The following is a 16032-nucleotide window of genomic DNA, read 5'->3' as shown; positions in this document are numbered from 1 at the left end:
CGCCGGCTGTCCCTGCGCGGACTGTCGCGGTTGCTGCCGTTCAAAGGGCCTCCAGCGCATCCCTGACCCTCTTCAGCAGTGCGATGTCGGGGTGTTCGAGGGAGCCCGGCCCGAGCGGGGTGCCGGGCAGCGTGCGGCCGGGGGTGCGGGGCGTGAGCGGGTCGGCGGGTGCGGGGCCGGCGGGGGGAGGGTGGCCTGCGGCGGTCGGCGGCGGGTGCTCAAGGCCGTCGGCGGCCGCGTGTCCGAGGGGGGCGGGTCCGCCGGGGGCCGGGTGACTGAAGGTGGTGGGGCCGCCGGGGGCCGGGTGTCCGGAGGTGGCGGGGTTGCCGGGGGCCGGGTGACTGAAGGTGGTGGGGCCGCCGGGGGCCGGGTGCCTGACGACGGCGGAGTTGCCGGGGGCCGGGTGCCCGACGACGGCGGAGTCGCCTGGGGCCCTGTCTGCGAAGTCGACGGGGGCCGGTTGTCCGAAGGTGGCGGAGTCGCCTGGGGGCCTGTCTATGAAGGCGGCGGGATTGCCGGGGGCCGGGTGTCCCAATGCGGCGGGGTCGCCGAGGGCGGTGGGGTCGCCCGGGGCCGTGTGCTCGGCCCAGGGATCGCCGTCCGTGCCCGGGTGTGCCGGGCGGGGTGCCACCAGGCCGGCCGCTGCCAGCCGGCGTATGGACACCAGGGTGTGGAAGGCCGGTCTGCCCAGGTCGCGGGCGATGTCCGTGGCCGTGCGCAGACCGTCCACGCGCGCCAGCACCGCGCTCTGCCGGGGCGGGACCGCCGGGGCGGCGGCGGTGTCGAGGCGCTCCAGGGGTGCGCTGTCGGTCGCCGGGTCCGGCCAGATGCGGTGCAGCAGGGCGCGGCGGCGCAGCGTCTCCTGTTCGACGGAGCCGACCGGCACCGGGTGCACGGAACCGAGCCAGTGCGTGGGGCCGTACCGGAAGCGCCCCGGGGTGCTGCTGGGCGCGAGGGCGAAGTACGCGGCGTCGTACAGCGCGCTCAGGTGGCACAACTCCAGTGCGCCTGGCGCGAGCCGGCCGCCGTCCAGGAGGGCGCGGTCGGCGCCCTCCGGCTCGTCGGCCCGCTCGAGGGCGTCCTGCCAGTCCCGGGCGTCGAGGGTGCCGTGCGCCGTGAGAAGGATGTCGAGGCCGGGCGCGAGCGGGCTCTCGGCGTGCACCACCCGGCCCTCGGCGAGGTACAGGGTGCCGCTCGCGCGGACCAGGACGCCGGTGGCGCGCTCGGCGGCCAGGCGGGTCAGCATCGGGGAGACACCCCCGGTCCGGTGCCGGGCCGCCTTGTCCCGTATCGGCAGTCCGGGAGGCGGTGTCGTGTCGACCATCGTCATCCCAGCACCAGCCGTCCGGCCATCTCGCCCAGCCGGATCCGGGCCAGCGCGAGGTTGCCGTCCGCCCGGCCCAGCCACAGATGCAGGAAGACGCTGCTGTCGAACGACGTCCGCACGAACCGCAGCACGTGATAGCTGTCCCGGTTGCTGAGGATCAGGTCCTCGACCGGTGGGTCGGCGGCGTCCGGCGCGTCCTCGCCGTCCGGGCCGCCGACGGGCGCGAACGCCCGCTGCTCGGCGGCCAGCCGGGCCAGCTCCGCGGCCTCGGCGGCCGCCGTCTCGTGGTCACCGCCCGGCGCCTCGCCGACGGTGCCCAGTGCCAGTCCGCTCGTCCAGTCGACCAGCGCGGCCCCCCGGGCGCCGGGCAGCCGCATGGCTTCGAGTAAGCACTCGTCGATTCCGGGCACCCTGGACTCCCCTCCTGCCTGGGTTCGGCTGAGTGACCCAGAGACTACGCAACGTGTGTGCGGCAGGTGAGCGTTCTGGCATTTTCCGGTGGAACATGCGACGAGTGGCTAATGTGGGTCAACTGGCTTCGTTTCCCGGCAAGTTGATCACCCCTTCGCGGGCGCGGGAAGCGCGCTCAGCGTGCCCGCGTGCGCCCCGCCGGACTCGGCCACGATCTCCTCGATCGGCTGCGGGGTGCGCACGGTCGCGAAGGCCACGCCCCCCGCGCCGTCCGGCACGAAACCGTAGACGCCCGGCCGGGCCAGGGAGTTGTACGCGTAGTGGTGGGCGAAGTAGTACGCGCCCGTGTCCAGCGCCGCCGCGTAGTCCCCCTGCTCCAGCAGCGGCAGCTCGCGGCCCTCGGCCAGCAGGTCGCCCGCGAAGCACGCCGGTCCCGCCACGTCCTGCACCACGGCCGGCCCCTCCTTCGCCCGCCCCTTGCCGTCGTACGCGGCGATCCGCAGCGGCCACGACCCCGGCGCGTACACCGTCCGCGCCGCCACCTGCACGCCCGCGTGCGTCACCGCCACGGGCCGGCCGCCCGCGCTCTTGGCGTACTCCACCCGCGCCACCACCGTCCCGTGCTTGGCCAGCAGCGACCGCCCGAACTCGGTGACCAGCCCGTACCGCCCGTCGAACAGCCCCGGCACCGCCTCTTTGAGCATCCGCGCGTACTGCGCGTACGTCGGTGTCGTCGCCTCCGAGGCGAAGTTCACCGGCAGCCCGCCACCGATGTCGAGCGTGTCGACCTGTGGCCGCCCGATCCTCCGGTTGATCTCCTCCGCCAGCGCGTACGTCGCCGCCACACCCTCGGTCATCCGGGACAGCGGGATGCCCTGCGACCCGGTGTGCGCGTGCAGCCGGGTCAGCCAGGGACGCTCGGCGTACGCCCGTATCACCCACTCGCGCGCCCCCTCGTCCCGCAGCGCGACGCCGAACTTCGAGGTCGCCGTGGCGGTGGAGAGAGCCTCGATGGAACCGCCGCCGACCTGCGGATTCACCCGGAGTCCGAGGGGGGAACGGCTGGGGGCGGAGCGCATGAGGGCGTCGAGGCGGTCCAGTTCCTGCGGGTTGTCCGCGTTGACGGCGATGCCCAGCGCCAGCGCCTCGCGCAGCTCCGCCGGGGTCTTCGCGGGCGAGTCCAGCACCGTCCGCTCCGGCGCCACCCCGGCCGCCCGGGACAGCGCCAGCTCACCCGGGCTCGCCACCTCCGCGCCGATGCCCTCGTCACGCAGCAGCCGCAGCACCGGGACCAGCGGGGAGGCCTTCACCGCGAAGGCGTGCAGCACGGGCGTGCCGGGTGCCACCACCGCGTCGAACGCCGCGCGCAGCTCCGCCGCCGACTCCCGGATGCCGGTGACGTCGAGCAGCCCGGCGAGAGGGGCGTCGGGCCCCAGCAGCCCCTGTTCCACGGCTGCCCGCACGGCCTCGTCGCGTCGCGCCGCGCGTGCCGCGCCCGCCCGTCCTTCATGAACGTCGTCCATGTGGTCCCCCGTCGTGTAGGTCGCTCTGCCGCTTCGCTGCGCATGGTCCATACGTCCAGCCAAACATCCGGGCCGACGCCGTGTCGGGCCGCACCCCTATTGACTAGCTCTATTCATATAGCCAGGATGTGAATAACCCCAGCAACATTCCGCAGGGAGCTCCGCGAGAGCAGCCACCAGGAGGCAGACCATGTCAGGACCCCGCCCCGTACGAGCGCCGCGCGGTACGCAGCCGAGCGCCCTGGGCTGGCAGCAGGAAGCCGCCCTGCGGATGCTGCAGAACAACCTCGACCCCGAGGTCGCCGAACACCCCGACAAGCTCGTCGTCTACGGCGGCACGGGCAAGGCGGCGCGGGACTGGCGGTCCTTCGACGCGATGGTGCGCACGCTCCAGGGGCTGAAGCAGGACGAGACGATGCTCGTCCAGTCCGGCCGCCCCGTCGGCGTCATGCAGACCCACGAGTGGGCGCCGCGGGTCCTGATCGCCAACTCCAACCTCGTCGGCGACTGGGCCAACTGGGAGGAGTTCCGCCGCCTGGAGGCCCTCGGCCTGACCATGTACGGGCAGATGACCGCCGGTTCCTGGATCTACATCGGCACCCAGGGCATCCTCCAGGGCACCTACGAGACCTTCGCCGCGGTCGCCGCGAAGAAGTTCGACGGCACGCTCGCCGGGACGATCACCCTCACCGCCGGACTCGGCGGCATGGGTGGCGCCCAGCCGCTCGCCGTGACGATGAACGACGGCGTCGCGATCTGCATCGACTGCGACCCGCGGGCCATCGAGCGGCGCATCGAGCACCGCTACCTCGACGTCAAGGCCGACTCCCTCGACCACGCCCTCCAACTCGCCACCGAGGCCCGCGACGCCCGGCGCCCGCTGTCCATCGGCGTCCTCGGCAACGCCGCCGAGCTCGTCCCGCAGCTTCTCGCCATGGGCGCCCCCATCGACATCGTCACCGACCAGACCTCGGCGCACGACCCGTTGGCGTACCTGCCGCTCGGCGTCGGCTTCGACGAGATGGCGGCCTACGCGGCGAAGGACCCGGCGGGCTTCACGACGCGGGCCCGCGAGTCCATGGCCCGGCACGTCGAGGCGATGGTGGGCTTCATGGACGCCGGCGCCGAGGTGTTCGACTACGGCAACTCCATCCGCGGCGAGGCCCGACTGGCCGGGTACGACCGGGCCTTCGCCTTCCCCGGCTTCGTCCCCGCCTACATCCGCCCGCTGTTCTGCGAGGGCAAGGGCCCCTTCCGCTGGGCGGCCCTGTCCGGCGACCCGGCCGACATCGCCAAGACCGACAAGGCGATCCTCGACCTCTTCCCCGAGAACGAGTCCCTGGCCCGCTGGATCAAGATGGCCGGCGAGCGTGTCCACTTCCAGGGCCTGCCCGCCCGGATCTGCTGGCTCGGGTACGGCGAGCGGGACAAGGCCGGAGAGCGGTTCAACGACATGGTCGCGAGCGGGGAGCTGGCCGCGCCGATCGTCATCGGGCGCGACCACCTCGACTGCGGCTCCGTGGCCTCCCCGTACCGCGAGACCGAGGCCATGCTCGACGGCTCCGACGCGATCGCCGACTGGCCGCTGCTGAACGCGATGGTGAACGTGGCGTCGGGCGCGTCCTGGGTCTCCCTCCACCACGGTGGCGGCGTCGGCATGGGCCGCTCGATCCACGCCGGCCAGGTGACGGTGGCCGACGGCACGGCGCTGGCCGGCGAGAAGATCCGGCGGGTCCTCACCAACGACCCCGGGATGGGCGTCATCCGGCACGTCGACGCGGGCTACGACATCGCCGAGTCGGTGGCGTCGGACCGCGGCGTGCGGGTACCGATGCGTGAGGGTGACCAGGCGTGACGCGCACCGAGGACGGCCGGGCCGACGGCACGGCCACGGGCGGGACCGCGCCGGACGCGGCCCCGGCAGCCGCCCTCCCCCACGGCGCCTCCTTCCAGGAGATGTGGCGCGAACTGCTCCCCGTCGGACGGCACCCCGGCACCCGTGGCTACCGCCGCTTCGCCTGGACCGGGGCCGACGCCGAGTGCCGGGACTGGTTCCGGGCGCAGGCCGAGGCGCGGGGACTGCTCTACGAGCTGGACCGCAACGGCAACCAGTGGGCCTGGCTCGGGGACCCCGCCCAGGGCGACGCCGTCGTCACCGGGTCGCATCTCGACTCCGTGCCCGACGGCGGGGCCTTCGACGGGCCCCTCGGGGTGGTCTCGGCGTTCGCCGCGCTGGACGAACTCCGCGGTCGCGGCGTGCGCTTCGGCAAGCCCCTCGCCGTCGTCAACTTCGGCGACGAGGAGGGCGCCCGCTTCGGGCTGGCCTGCGTCGGGTCCCGGCTCGCCACCGGGCAGCTCACCGTCGAACAGGCGCACCGCCTGACCGACGGCGACGGGACGACGCTGCCGCAGGCCATGGAGGCCGCCGGGTACGACCCCGACGCCATCGGACCCGACCCGGAGCGACTCACCCGCATCGGTGCCTTCGTCGAACTGCACGTCGAACAGGGTCGCGCCCTGGACCTGTCAGGCGACCGGGTGGGCATCGCCAGCGCCATCTGGCCGCACGGCCGCTGGCGGTTCGACTTCCGGGGCGAGGCCAACCACGCCGGCACCACCCGGCTCGTGGACCGGCGCGACCCGATGCTGCCGTACGCCGAGACCGTCCTCGCCGCCCGCCGCGAGGCGCACCTCGCGCAGGCCGTCGCCACCTTCGGCAAGATCGCCGTCGAGCCCAACGGCGTCAACGCCATCCCCTCCCTGGTGCGTGGCTGGCTCGACTCCCGCGCCGCCGACCAGCAGGCCCTCGACACCGTCGTCACCGGGATCCAGCGGGCGGCCCGCGAGTACGCCGACGCGCACGGCGTCGACCTGGACGTCGTACGCGAGTCGTTCACACCGGTCGTCGAGTTCGACCACGCCCTGCGCGACGAACTCGCCCGCATCCTCGGCAAGGACACCGACCTCAAGGTCCCCGTCCTGGGCACCGGCGCCGGACACGACGCCGGAATCCTGTCCGGGACGATCCCGACCGCCATGCTGTTCGTGCGCAACCCCACCGGCGTCTCGCACTCCCCGGCCGAGTTCGCCGCCGAGGACGACTGCGTGGCCGCGGTGGGGGCACTCGCCGACGTACTGGAAGGGCTGACCCGCGCGTGACACGGACGTACTGGCTGGAGCACGCCTGGCTCGGCACCCATGTCGAGCCGGGAGTCGCCGTCGACACCGAGGGCGGCCGGATCACCGCCGTCCACCAGGACACCGGGGCGCCGCCCCCCGGTGCCGAGGTCCTGCGCGGCCTCACCCTCCCCGGCCTCGCCAACGCCCACAGCCACGCCTTCCACCGCGCCCTGCGCGGCACCGTGCAGGTCGGCTCGGGCACCTTCTGGACCTGGCGCGAGATCATGTACGCCACCGCGGACCGGCTCACCCCGGACACGTACCACGCGCTGGCCAGGGCGGTCTACGCCGAGATGGCCCTCGCCGGGATCACGGCCGTCGGCGAGTTCCACTACGTCCACCACGCCCACGGCGGCACCCCCTACGCCGACCCCAACGCCATGGGCGAGGCGCTCGTCGCGGCGGCCGCCGAGGCCGGGATCCGCATCACCCTCCTCGACACCTGCTACCTCTCCTCCGGCTTCGGGCAGCCGCCCGACGCGCACCAGCGCCGCTTCTCGGACCGGACGGCGCAGGAGTGGGCCGAACGCTGTTCAGTTCTCAAGGAACGGGATCACGCACGGATCGGCGCGGCGATCCACTCCGTACGGGCCGTGCCCGCCGACCAGTTGGCGACCGTGGCCCGGTGGGCCGAGGAGCGGCGGGCCCCGCTGCATGTGCACCTGTCCGAGCAGACCGCCGAGAACGACGCCTGCCTGAACGCGCACGGCCGCACCCCCACCCAGCTCCTCGCCGACCACGGCGTGCTCGGCCCCCGCACCACCGGCGTCCACAACACGCACCTCACCGGCGGGGACATCGCCCTGATCGGTGGCAGCGGCACCGGCACCTGCATGTGCCCCACCACCGAGCGCGACCTCGCCGACGGCATCGGCCCTGCCGCGGCCCTCCATAAGGCGGGCTCCCCCCTCAGCCTCGGCTCCGACAGCCACGCCGTCGTCGACCTGCTCGAAGAGGCGCGCGCGATGGAGCTGAACGAGCGGCTGCGCACCCGCACCCGCGGCCACTGGACGGCAGCCGCCCTGCTGCGGGCCGCCTCGGCGGACGGGCACGCCGCGCTCGGCTGGGCGGACGCGGGCACCCTGGAGCCCGGCGCGCTCGCCGACTTCACGACGGTCGCGCTCGACTCGGTCAGAACCGCGGGTCCGCTGCCCCGGCTCGGCGCCGAGACGGCCGTATTCGCCGCGACGGCAGCGGATGTGCGCCATACGGTCGTGGGCGGGCGGCACGTCGTACGCGACGGGGCGCACACCCTCGTACCCGATGTGCCGCAGGCACTCGCGCAAGCCGTCGACGCCCTGCGCGCCTGACGACCGCCGACCCGAGCCCGAACGAGGCCGACCCGAGCCCCCACGAGGACGCCATGAGCAGCACCACCACCGCCATCACCGACATCGCCGCACTGGTCACCAACGACCCCTCTCTCGGTGACGGTTCCCCCCTGGGCCTGATCCGGGACGCGGCCGTCGTCATCGACGGCGACCGCGTCGCGTGGACCGGTGAATCAAGCAAAGCACCCGCCACCGACAACCGGGTCGACGCCGGTGGCCGGGCGGTGATCCCGGGCTTCGTGGACTCCCACTCGCACCTGGTCTTCGCGGGCGACCGCACCGAGGAGTTCAACGCCCGTATGTCGGGCCGTGCGTACAGCGCGGGCGGCATCCGGACCACGGTCGCCGCCACCCGCGCCGCCACGGACGCCCAGCTGGAGGCCAACCTCACCCGTCACCTGGCCGAGGCCCTCCGCCAGGGCACCACCACCTTCGAGACCAAGTCGGGCTACGGCCTGACCGTCGAGGACGAGTCCCGGGCCCTGCGCATCGCCGCCGCCCACACCGACGAGGTCACCTACCTCGGCGCCCACATCGTCTCCCCCGACTACGCCGAGGACCCGGCGGCGTACGTCGCCCTGGTCACCGGCGAGATGCTCGACGCCTGCGCCCCGCACGCCCGGTGGATCGACGTCTTCTGCGAGAAAGGCGCCTTCGACGGCGACCAGGCCCGCGCGATCCTCCTCGCCGGCAAGGCCAAGGGCCTGCACCCGCGCGTCCACGCCAACCAGCTGACCTATGGCCCCGGCGTCCAGCTCGCCGTCGAGCTGGACGCCGCGAGCGCCGACCACTGCACCCACCTCACCGACGCGGACGTCGACGCGCTCGCCGGCGGCTCCACCGTCGCCACCCTGCTCCCCGGCGCCGAGTTCTCCACGCGCGCCGAGTGGCCCGACGCCCGCCGGCTCCTCGACGCGGGCGTCACCGTGGCGCTGTCGACGGACTGCAACCCGGGCTCGTCGTTCACCTCGTCCGTGCCGTTCTGTATCGCGCTCGCCGTACGGGACATGCGTATGACCCCGGACGAGGCGCTCTGGTCCGCCACGGCGGGCGGGGCCCGCGCCCTGCGCCGCGACGACATCGGCCGGCTGAGCCCCGGCGCCTACGCCGACCTGGCGTTCCTCGACGCCCCGAGCCATGTGCACCTGGCCTACCGGCCGGGGGTCCCCCTGGTGACCGAGGTGTGGCGGCGCGGCCTGCGCGTCGGCTGACGTCCGGTCAGGCCGCCCCCGCCCGCCACCGCTGGTCCGGGTCCCCGTTCGCGTCGTCCAGCGACCGGAACTCCAGCCCGCCCTCGCCGTCCGGCGTCATCGCCGTCCCCCCGTCGACGGCGGGCCGGACCAGCCCGGCGTCGTCCACGACGAACGTGAGGTTGCGCGCGTTCCTGCCTTCCACGGAGGAGCAGGTCCAGATGCCCACGCCCCGGTCCGTCGAGCCCCGGCTGTCCAGGCAGAAGTCCTGGTCGGCGGCCGACTGGAGCACCCCGCGCCCGCTGTCGACCCGCCAGCGCTGGGTGGCGGCCTGCGTACAGGGAGCCGTGATCACGTCCACGCCCTTGTCCAGGTCGCCGTCCCGGATGTCCAGGCACAGCCCCGAGGCGACGTTCACGACCTGCGCGTAGGCGCTGCCCGGCGGGTACGTCGGCGGAGGCGGTGGCGGGGGTGTGGACGGCTTGGGTGGGTGGGTCGTGCGCGACGGGGACGGACTCGTCGTCGGGGAGGGGGGCTTGGCGGACTTCGAGGCCGAGGCCGAGGGCGAGGGGGAAGCGGGGGGCGCCGGCACGGTCGCGGTCACCGTCACCGCGGGCGGCGGCGTGGCGCCGATCCGGTTCGCGGCGTTCCCGGTGGGGGAGTCGCCCGGGGACAGCAGGAAGAACAGCAGCGGCGCGAGGGCCACACCCAGCCCCGCCGAGGCGAGCGCCACCCGGCGGGACGGCGGCCAGGCCCGCTCCCGCGCGCCACGGCCGCCCGTGCCCGGCGCGCCGGTGAGCCGCGCCGCGTACCCGGCGCCCGGTTCGCCGCCGATCCGCGCCGCGTAGGCCGCGCCGGCCCACGGCATCAGCCCCTCCGCCAGCGCGGTGCGCGGCGCGTCGCGCAGGGCGGTCAGCTCCTCGTAGGCGGTGGTGCAGTGCGCGCAGTGCGCCATGTGGGCGGCCAGGTCGGGACTGTGCCGGGGCGACTGCGGCCGCACCGACTCCTCGATCAGCCGCCGGAAGTCCTGGCAGTTCGGGTCGTCGGAGGCGGCCAGCCGCGATCGCAGCAGGGACCGGCCGAGCGCGCCCAGCGCGGGCTCGATGCCGTACGTCACGTCCTCGGGGTTGATGCCCAGCAGTACGGCGGTCCGCTCGGCGCTCTCCTGCTCCACGAGGCCGTACCAGATCAGGCCGCGGGAGCGGTCGGGCAACGTCCGGTAGGCGGCGAGCATGGGCGGGAGGGGCCCGTTCGGTCCGGCCGTGTTGAGGACCAGCAGCAGCCCCGCGTCGAGCGCCGCCGAGCGGTCGCCCTCGGCCCAGGTCGCGGCCACCCGTCCGGTCAGCAGCAGGAGCTGGTGCCGCCACGGGGCGGCCGGGTCGGTGCCGCGTGCCGTCTTGCGGGCCGCCAGCGTGAACGCCTGCGCCGCCAGCTGACGGGCCGCCGAGTCCCCGGTCGTGCACAGCCGGGCATAGGTGAGGACCGACGCCTGGTGACGGGCGCGCAGTTCCTGGAGCGCCGGGTAGGCGTCGGCGCTGTCGGCGCGCAGCAGTTCGGTCAGCCGTGCGTCGGACGCGCCGGAATGCCCGCCGTCCGCCGCGTCGTTGTCGGTCCCCTCGGGCCGAGCCATCCACCCACCTCCTCGCGTCCCCGCCGGAGCCCGGCCAAGTCGCTGACGTACCGGCCAGTTTGGAGGTTGACCATAGTGGTGGAGGGAGGCTTGTGGGGAAAGGGGTTACCGAGGGTAATGAAGCGGCCGGCCCGGCGGGGCCGAAACGGCGCGTCCGGCGCCTGAGGGCGCCGGACGGGAAGCCTGTGGGTGGGCCGGCGTCACTCCTCGACCGTCAGCCCCTTGCGCAGCCGTCCCAGCGTCCGGGACAGCAGCCGCGACACGTGCATCTGCGAGATGCCCAGTTCCTCGCCGATCTCGGACTGGGTCATGTTGGCGACGAAGCGGAGGGACAGGATCTTCCGGTCCCGGTGCGGGAGTTCCGCGATCAGCGGCCTGAGGGACTCGACGTACTCGATGCCCTCGATCCCGTGGTCCTCGTACCCGATGCGGTCCGCGAGGGCGCCCTCGCTGTCGTCCTCCTCGGGCTGCGCGTCCAGCGAGGAGGCGGTGTAGGCGTTCGAGGCGGCCATGCCCTCGACGACCTCGTCGTGCGACAGCCCGAGCCGCTCCGCCAGTTCCGCCACCGTGGGCGCGCGGTCGAGCTGCTGGGCCAGCTCGTCGCCGGCCTTGGCCAGGTCGAGCCGGAGCTCCTGCAGCCGGCGCGGAACGCGCACGGACCACGAGGTGTCACGGAAGAAGCGCTTGATCTCACCGATGATGGTTGGCATGGCGAAGGTGGGGAACTCGACGCCACGGCTGAGTTCGAAGCGGTCGATCGCCTTGATCAGGCCGATGGTGCCGACCTGGATGATGTCCTCCATCGGCTCGCTGCGGGAGCGGAACCGGGAGGCGGCGAACTTGACCAGCGCGAGGTTGAGTTCGACGAGCGTGTTGCGCACGTAGGAGTACTCGTGCGTGCCTTCCTCGAGCGATTCGAGCCGCTCGAAGAGGGTCTTGGACAGGGCCCGCGCATCGACGGGACCGACCTCGTCGTACGGGGGGATCTCCGGAAGTCCGGCCAGTACGTCGTCCTGGACGCCGGGGGCGTCCTCATGGACGGCGAACGTCTCGCTGTCCTGCGCGATGGGATCCAGATGTTCCGAAGTGGGTGTCGACGTCGCCGTCCGGGTATGCGATGCGTCGAGCCGGGGTGACATGATGTCCTCCATCGTTCTCGGCATAAGGCTGCCGAAGCCATTACGTGCACTGCGGTGTGCGGCGCCTCCAAAGCCGGCCGTGTTGGTTTACGTGTCTCTACTAGCCCTACCCGCTTTCCCGAACCCTTCGCAAGTGCGTTCTGTGGGCATATGTCCGTTTCTGGGCGGATGTTCGGCTGTCGAAGCACGTAGGGAAGGCGTAGTGTTCGAGGGCGACAGTCAGCAGCCACGACCTCGGGAGAGAGAGACGGCATGGACCACGGGACGGTCGGCAGTGCGCAGTCGGGCCGGCTTCTGGTGGAGGTGCGGGAGGAGGGCTCCAGTGCCGTCGTGACGCCGGCGGGTGAGCTCGATCACCACACCGCCGATCTGTTGCGCGAACCACTGGACGCATGCCTCGCCAAGGGTTTCAGTCGTCTGGTCGTCGACTGTTCGCGGCTGGAGTTCTGCGACTCCACGGGGTTGAACGTGCTGCTCGGCGCCCGCCTCAAGGCGGAGGACGCCGGGGGCGGAGTGCACCTGGCGGGCATGCAGCCCGTGGTGGCTCGTGTGTTCGAGATCACGGGAGCGGACGCGGTCTTCACCGTGCACGACACGGTCGAGGCGGCCCTGTCCGGCGAGGGCGATGCCGACTGAGCGTCCTGGGTCGTCCCGAAGTAGGGGGTGTTCCCCCGGATCGGTCGGGCAGGAGACATCCTGAACATGTCGGCGGCAATCGTGATCGAGCGTGCGGACAGTGAGTACTGAGCACCGACCTATTCGTAACTGAACTCTTGAATCGTGAACTGGTGAATCGGTGAGGTGAAGCGCTGATGAGCACCACCCGGCCCTACCCGCCGGGCGACCGCGGCCCGGAGCCCAGCGGCGCTTCCGGGGCGTCCGAGGGGGGCGTGCCAGGGACCGGGGCGTCCGCAGGGGGCGCGACCGTGTCGCCGGGGGCAGGTCAGGTACGCAGGCTGAGGTTCGACGGCGAGAGCGGCGTCGTGCCGCTGGCCCGTGACTTCGCCCGTCAGGCGCTGTACGCGTGGGGCTGGCTGCCGGCCGCGACCGCGGATCAGCGGGCGGCAGCGGAGGACGTGTTGCTCGTCGTCTCCGAGCTGGTCACCAACGCGTGCCTGCACGCGGAGGGGCCGGACGAGATGTTCATCACCTGCGACAACAAGGTGATCCGGATCGAGGTCTCCGACCGCGGGACGGGGCAGCCCGCGCCGCGGACGCCGCACCGGGCCGGACGACCGGGCGGGCACGGGATGTTCATCGTGCAGCGCCTCTGTCTGGACTGGGGTGTCGTACGGGCCCCCGGTGTCGCCGGCAAGAGAGTGTGGGCGGAGCTGGGAGCGCCCGCGTAGGCGTTTCGCATCCCCACACTTCCGACACGCATCACGTCTTCCCTCCTCATCTCCCCGGGCGTACCTTGACGGCCCGATCTGATGCGCCGTCAGGAAATGAGGGGGCGACGATGTCCACTGTGTCGTACCGGAAACGAACCGCGGCGCTCGCGTCCGCCGCCGCCCTGGCCGGCTCCGCGGTGCTGCTCGCCGCCCCGGCGGCCCACGCCGAGGTCGTCGACGTCAACTACCAGTGCAAGACGCCGATCGGCGACAAGAGCGCGGTCTCGCCCATCGACATCAAGGGCGTCAGGAGCGGATCCGGCTACCGGATCACCATGTCCTGGCAGAAGGGCGTCTCCTCCAGCCCGGTCGAACTCGGCAAGGGCGCGATGAACCCGAGCGCCACCGTCGCGCTGGGCGGCGCCGACAGCGGCACGCTGACCGTGACCGGCCCCGCCAACCAGGCCGCGATCCCCGCCGACACCCCCATCAAGATCAGCGACCTGTCGGGCACCTACACCCCGAAGAAGACCGGCAAGGTCACCTTCACGGCGGGGACCCTCACCATCAAGGCCCTGGGTACGACGACCACCTGCACCCCGGGCAACGACCCCGGGCCGTCCCTCACGCTCGACGTCACCGCGTCGGCCGAGGGGGGAGCGCCCCAGCAGGGCGGCGGCGACTCAGGCGCGCAACTCCCGCAGACCGGCCCCCAGGACTCCGCGATCGCCCTCGGCACGCTCGGCGGAACGGTGCTGCTGGCGGGCGCGGCGGGCGCGCTGTGGCTGACGCGACGGAACCAGGCGGCACGCGTACGCCGCTGAGCCGCCGGAACCCAAGGCGGCACGTGTACGCCGCTGAGCCGCCGGAACCCCGCGGTACGCGTACGCCGCTGAGCCGCCGGACCTCGCGGTACGCGTACGCCGCTGAGCCGCCGGAACCCCGCGGTACGCGTACGCCGCGCCGAGTCACCGGAACCGGGCGGTACACCGCCGACCATCCCGGAGTACGACCTCTGGAGCCGCCGATGTCGTGTCCCACCCGTGCCGTGCACGCCGTCTGCCTCTCGCTCCTCGCGCTGCTGTGTGCCGCCCCGGCAGCGACCGCGGCGGGCGAGGGCTGGTCCGTCGCGCCCGCCGGTGACGGCCGTCCCTTCATCTACGCGGAGGGCGCGCCCGGCTCGGCGCTGCGGGACACGGTCGCCGTGACCAACCGCACACGGCACCCGGTCACCGTCCGGCTGACCGGAACCGGCGTGCCGGTCACCTTCGCCGACGCCGAGGTACGCGTGCCCGCCCGCACCCGCGCCGACGTCCCGTTCACCGTGACCGTGCCCGAGGGGGCCGCGCCCGGTGACCGCACAGGGACGATCACCGCACGGGGCGGCGACGGCGGGTCGGGGTCCGTCCCCCTGCTGCTCCGGATCGGCGGGCCCGCGCTGTCCGCGCTCACCGTCGAGCGGGTCGCCGTACGCGGTGACCGCATCACGTACGACCTCGTCAACCGCGGCACCACCGACCTCGTACCCACCCTCTCCGTGCACGCCGACGGCGTCTTCGGCACGCTCCTCGACCGCGCGCCGCGCACCCTGCCCGTCGAACTCCCCCCGGGCCGCCGTCTGCACCTCGGCGAACCCTGGCCCGGCCGGCCCGTGCTGGACGCGGTCGACGTACGGCTGACGGTGACCGCGGCGGGCGGGGCGCGGGACACCGCGCGGACCTCGGCGAGGTTCGTGCCGTGGGGCGGGGTGGCGGCGGGCGGCGCCGCCCTGGCCCTCGGCGGGGCGGCGCTGACGGTGGTCCTGCGGCGCAGGCGCCGTACGGCACCCGACCCCGCGCCTGCGTCCGAACGCGTATGTGAACCAGCCGAGTTGACGGGAGTGGTGAGGTGAGGATGCGGTCCCTGGTCCCGGCGTTCGCGGCGCTGCTGCTGCTCGTGCCCCCGCCTGCCGCCGTCGCCGCCGACGGGCCGGACGTGAAGCTGTCCACGTCCCAGGCGGGGACCGGGGGTTCGGTCACCGTGACCGGCGGCGGGTGGCGGAAGCGGACGCTGCTGATGATCCTGATCTGCGGGCAGTCCGTGCCGTCCCGGGGCGTCATCGGGGGCACCAACTCCTGCGCCAACGCGGACGGACGGTCCGTCACCACCGACACCGAGGGCCGGTTCCGCAAGGAACTGCCGGTCGCCGAGCCGCCCGTGCCGTGCCCGTGTGTCGTGCACGTCGCCACCGTCACCGGCCCCGAGGCACAGGCCGACGCGATCTTGCAGGTGGCCGGGCACACCGTCGAACCGCTGCCCGCGGAACCGGAGGGCGGGCGCCTGTCGGTGCTCGACGACACCCGGCTCGACGGCTCCAGCGGCCTGCTGACCTGGTTCGGCGCACCGCCCGCCCGCACCCTCGTCCTCACCGTCGGCAATGTCGGCACCTCCGCCGTCACCGACCCCGTCTTCCAGGTCGGCACCTCGCACGGCGTGTTCGCGCCCGCATGGGAGGAACGGCAGTGGCGCGGCACGATCGCACCGGGCCGGAAGGCGCAGATCCGGCTGCCGGCCGAACTGGCGGCCGGGGCGCACGGCGACTACACCGTCTCCCTGAAGTACGGCGGGAAGGTCCTCGCCGAGCAGCCCTGGGCCGTGGGCCGGCCCTGGGGCGTGACGCTCTTCTGGGTCCTGGTCTGCCTTGTGGTGCCGGCGGCGGTGTTCCGCGCCGGGATGGCCGTGGTGGACCGGGTACGGCCGCGCCGGCCGGGCGGTGTACGGCACCGCCGGCTCTCCATGCGGCTGCCGTATGCGAGTGCCCGTCGACGACCGCAGCCCTCCTCGAACTCGACCCTGCCGTGGTTCACCCCGGACGCGGATCCGGGCACGGCCGGTCGGCTCTCCGCACGGCACGACGACAGTCCGCCGAGTCGTACGACTCCGCTCAGAAAGGGACCCACGTGAGAACGCGAAGGAGAGTCACACCGGCCG

The 16032-nt window shown here is 73.5% G+C and carries 14 protein-coding genes; 9 read left to right on the top strand and 5 right to left on the bottom strand.

The annotated features are described in order from the left end of the window. Nucleotides 1-40: 40 nt before the first annotated feature. The 3 genes from ACFV6X_RS23205 to ACFV6X_RS23195 form a co-directional block, all read right to left on the bottom strand. Nucleotides 41-1330, bottom strand: a complete 1290-nt coding sequence (locus ACFV6X_RS23205; protein WP_385386323.1) for a hypothetical protein — start codon at nt 1328-1330, stop codon at nt 41-43. Further along, on the bottom strand, nt 1327-1737 hold the full coding sequence (locus tag ACFV6X_RS23200) for a hypothetical protein (protein WP_385386322.1): 411 nt from the start codon (nt 1735-1737) through the stop codon (nt 1327-1329). Before ACFV6X_RS23200 ends, ACFV6X_RS23205 begins: the two co-directional genes overlap by 4 nt. 147 nt (nt 1738-1884) lie before the next feature. Further along, entirely contained in the window at nt 1885-3261 is a 1377-nt protein-coding gene (locus tag ACFV6X_RS23195; RefSeq protein WP_385386320.1) for a diaminopimelate decarboxylase, read from the bottom strand. A 190-nt stretch (nt 3262-3451) separates the two neighbouring features. Here ACFV6X_RS23195 and hutU point away from each other — a divergent pair, with 190 nt between their 5' ends. Genes hutU through hutI form a run of 4 tightly spaced genes read left to right on the top strand, consistent with a single transcriptional unit; the run spans nt 3452 to nt 8983 of the window. Next, the gene (gene hutU, locus ACFV6X_RS23190) at nt 3452-5116 is read left to right on the top strand and encodes a urocanate hydratase (protein WP_385386318.1); all 1665 of its coding nucleotides are present in this window, start codon (nt 3452-3454) and stop codon (nt 5114-5116) included. Continuing rightward, on the top strand, nt 5113-6420 hold the full coding sequence (locus ACFV6X_RS23185; protein ID WP_385386316.1) for an allantoate amidohydrolase: 1308 nt from the start codon (nt 5113-5115) through the stop codon (nt 6418-6420). The genes hutU and ACFV6X_RS23185 overlap by 4 nt, the downstream gene beginning before the upstream one ends. Next, entirely contained in the window at nt 6417-7751 is a 1335-nt protein-coding gene (locus tag ACFV6X_RS23180; RefSeq protein WP_385386314.1) for a formimidoylglutamate deiminase, read from the top strand. The genes ACFV6X_RS23185 and ACFV6X_RS23180 overlap by 4 nt, the downstream gene beginning before the upstream one ends. Nucleotides 7752-7804: 53 nt before the next feature. Next, complete coding sequence (hutI, locus tag ACFV6X_RS23175; RefSeq protein WP_385386312.1) at nt 7805-8983, top strand: imidazolonepropionase; 1179 nt, start codon at nt 7805-7807, stop codon at nt 8981-8983. Between the two features lie 7 nt (nt 8984-8990). On the opposite strand, the gene ACFV6X_RS23170 is transcribed toward hutI, so the two are convergent. Together ACFV6X_RS23170 and ACFV6X_RS23165 are read right to left on the bottom strand one after the other, a co-directional pair. Further along, nucleotides 8991-10592, bottom strand: coding sequence for a ricin-type beta-trefoil lectin domain protein (locus ACFV6X_RS23170; RefSeq protein WP_385386310.1), 1602 nt, complete (start codon nt 10590-10592; stop codon nt 8991-8993). 200 nt (nt 10593-10792) lie between these two features. After that, nucleotides 10793-11731 carry an RNA polymerase sigma factor SigF gene (locus tag ACFV6X_RS23165; RefSeq protein ID WP_365447273.1) on the bottom strand — a complete coding sequence of 313 codons (939 nt, stop codon included), beginning with the start codon at nt 11729-11731 and terminating at the stop codon, nt 10793-10795. Nucleotides 11732-11983: 252 nt separating this feature from the next. On the opposite strand from ACFV6X_RS23165, the gene ACFV6X_RS23160 reads away from it, so the two are divergent. The 5 genes from ACFV6X_RS23160 to ACFV6X_RS23140 all read left to right on the top strand — a co-directional run bounded on the left by ACFV6X_RS23160 (nt 11984) and on the right by ACFV6X_RS23140 (nt 16005). Then, the gene (locus ACFV6X_RS23160) at nt 11984-12367 is read left to right on the top strand and encodes an STAS domain-containing protein (RefSeq protein ID WP_365447275.1); all 384 of its coding nucleotides are present in this window, start codon (nt 11984-11986) and stop codon (nt 12365-12367) included. Between the two features lie 176 nt (nt 12368-12543). Next, a complete protein-coding gene (locus ACFV6X_RS23155; protein ID WP_385386307.1) occupies nt 12544-13080 on the top strand; it encodes an ATP-binding protein in 537 nt (178 codons plus the stop codon). Between the two features lie 119 nt (nt 13081-13199). Then, nucleotides 13200-13886 (top strand): LPXTG cell wall anchor domain-containing protein, encoded by a 687-nt coding sequence (locus tag ACFV6X_RS23150; protein WP_385386394.1) that lies wholly within the window; start codon nt 13200-13202, stop codon nt 13884-13886. A gap of 203 nt (nt 13887-14089) precedes the next feature. Next, complete coding sequence (locus ACFV6X_RS23145; RefSeq protein WP_385386306.1) at nt 14090-14953, top strand: hypothetical protein; 864 nt, start codon at nt 14090-14092, stop codon at nt 14951-14953. Nucleotides 14954-14955: 2 nt separating this feature from the next. Further along, a complete protein-coding gene (locus tag ACFV6X_RS23140) occupies nt 14956-16005 on the top strand; it encodes a hypothetical protein (protein WP_385386392.1) in 1050 nt (349 codons plus the stop codon). Nucleotides 16006-16032 lie beyond the last annotated feature (27 nt).

It is taken from the genome of Streptomyces sp. NPDC059861 (assembly GCF_042731435.1).
Classification (GTDB): domain Bacteria; phylum Actinomycetota; class Actinomycetes; order Streptomycetales; family Streptomycetaceae; genus Streptomyces.
This window is presented reverse-complemented; position numbering and strand designations above follow the sequence as displayed.

What these genes read in the sequence shown, in the direction of transcription:
- ACFV6X_RS23170 (WP_385386310.1), bottom strand. Translation starts at nt 10,592, where the DNA reads ATGGCTCGGCCCGAGGGGACCGACAACGACGCGGCGGACGGCGGGCAT.
- ACFV6X_RS23140 (WP_385386392.1), top strand. Translation starts at nt 14,956, where the DNA reads ATGCGGTCCCTGGTCCCGGCGTTCGCGGCGCTGCTGCTGCTCGTGCCC.
- ACFV6X_RS23195 (WP_385386320.1), bottom strand. Translation starts at nt 3,261, where the DNA reads ATGGACGACGTTCATGAAGGACGGGCGGGCGCGGCACGCGCGGCGCGA.
- hutI (WP_385386312.1), top strand. Translation starts at nt 7,805, where the DNA reads ATGAGCAGCACCACCACCGCCATCACCGACATCGCCGCACTGGTCACC.
- hutU (WP_385386318.1), top strand. Translation starts at nt 3,452, where the DNA reads ATGTCAGGACCCCGCCCCGTACGAGCGCCGCGCGGTACGCAGCCGAGC.
- ACFV6X_RS23160 (WP_365447275.1), top strand. Translation starts at nt 11,984, where the DNA reads ATGGACCACGGGACGGTCGGCAGTGCGCAGTCGGGCCGGCTTCTGGTG.
- ACFV6X_RS23205 (WP_385386323.1), bottom strand. Translation starts at nt 1,330, where the DNA reads ATGACGATGGTCGACACGACACCGCCTCCCGGACTGCCGATACGGGAC.
- ACFV6X_RS23155 (WP_385386307.1), top strand. Translation starts at nt 12,544, where the DNA reads ATGAGCACCACCCGGCCCTACCCGCCGGGCGACCGCGGCCCGGAGCCC.
- ACFV6X_RS23165 (WP_365447273.1), bottom strand. Translation starts at nt 11,731, where the DNA reads ATGTCACCCCGGCTCGACGCATCGCATACCCGGACGGCGACGTCGACA.
- ACFV6X_RS23145 (WP_385386306.1), top strand. Translation starts at nt 14,090, where the DNA reads ATGTCGTGTCCCACCCGTGCCGTGCACGCCGTCTGCCTCTCGCTCCTC.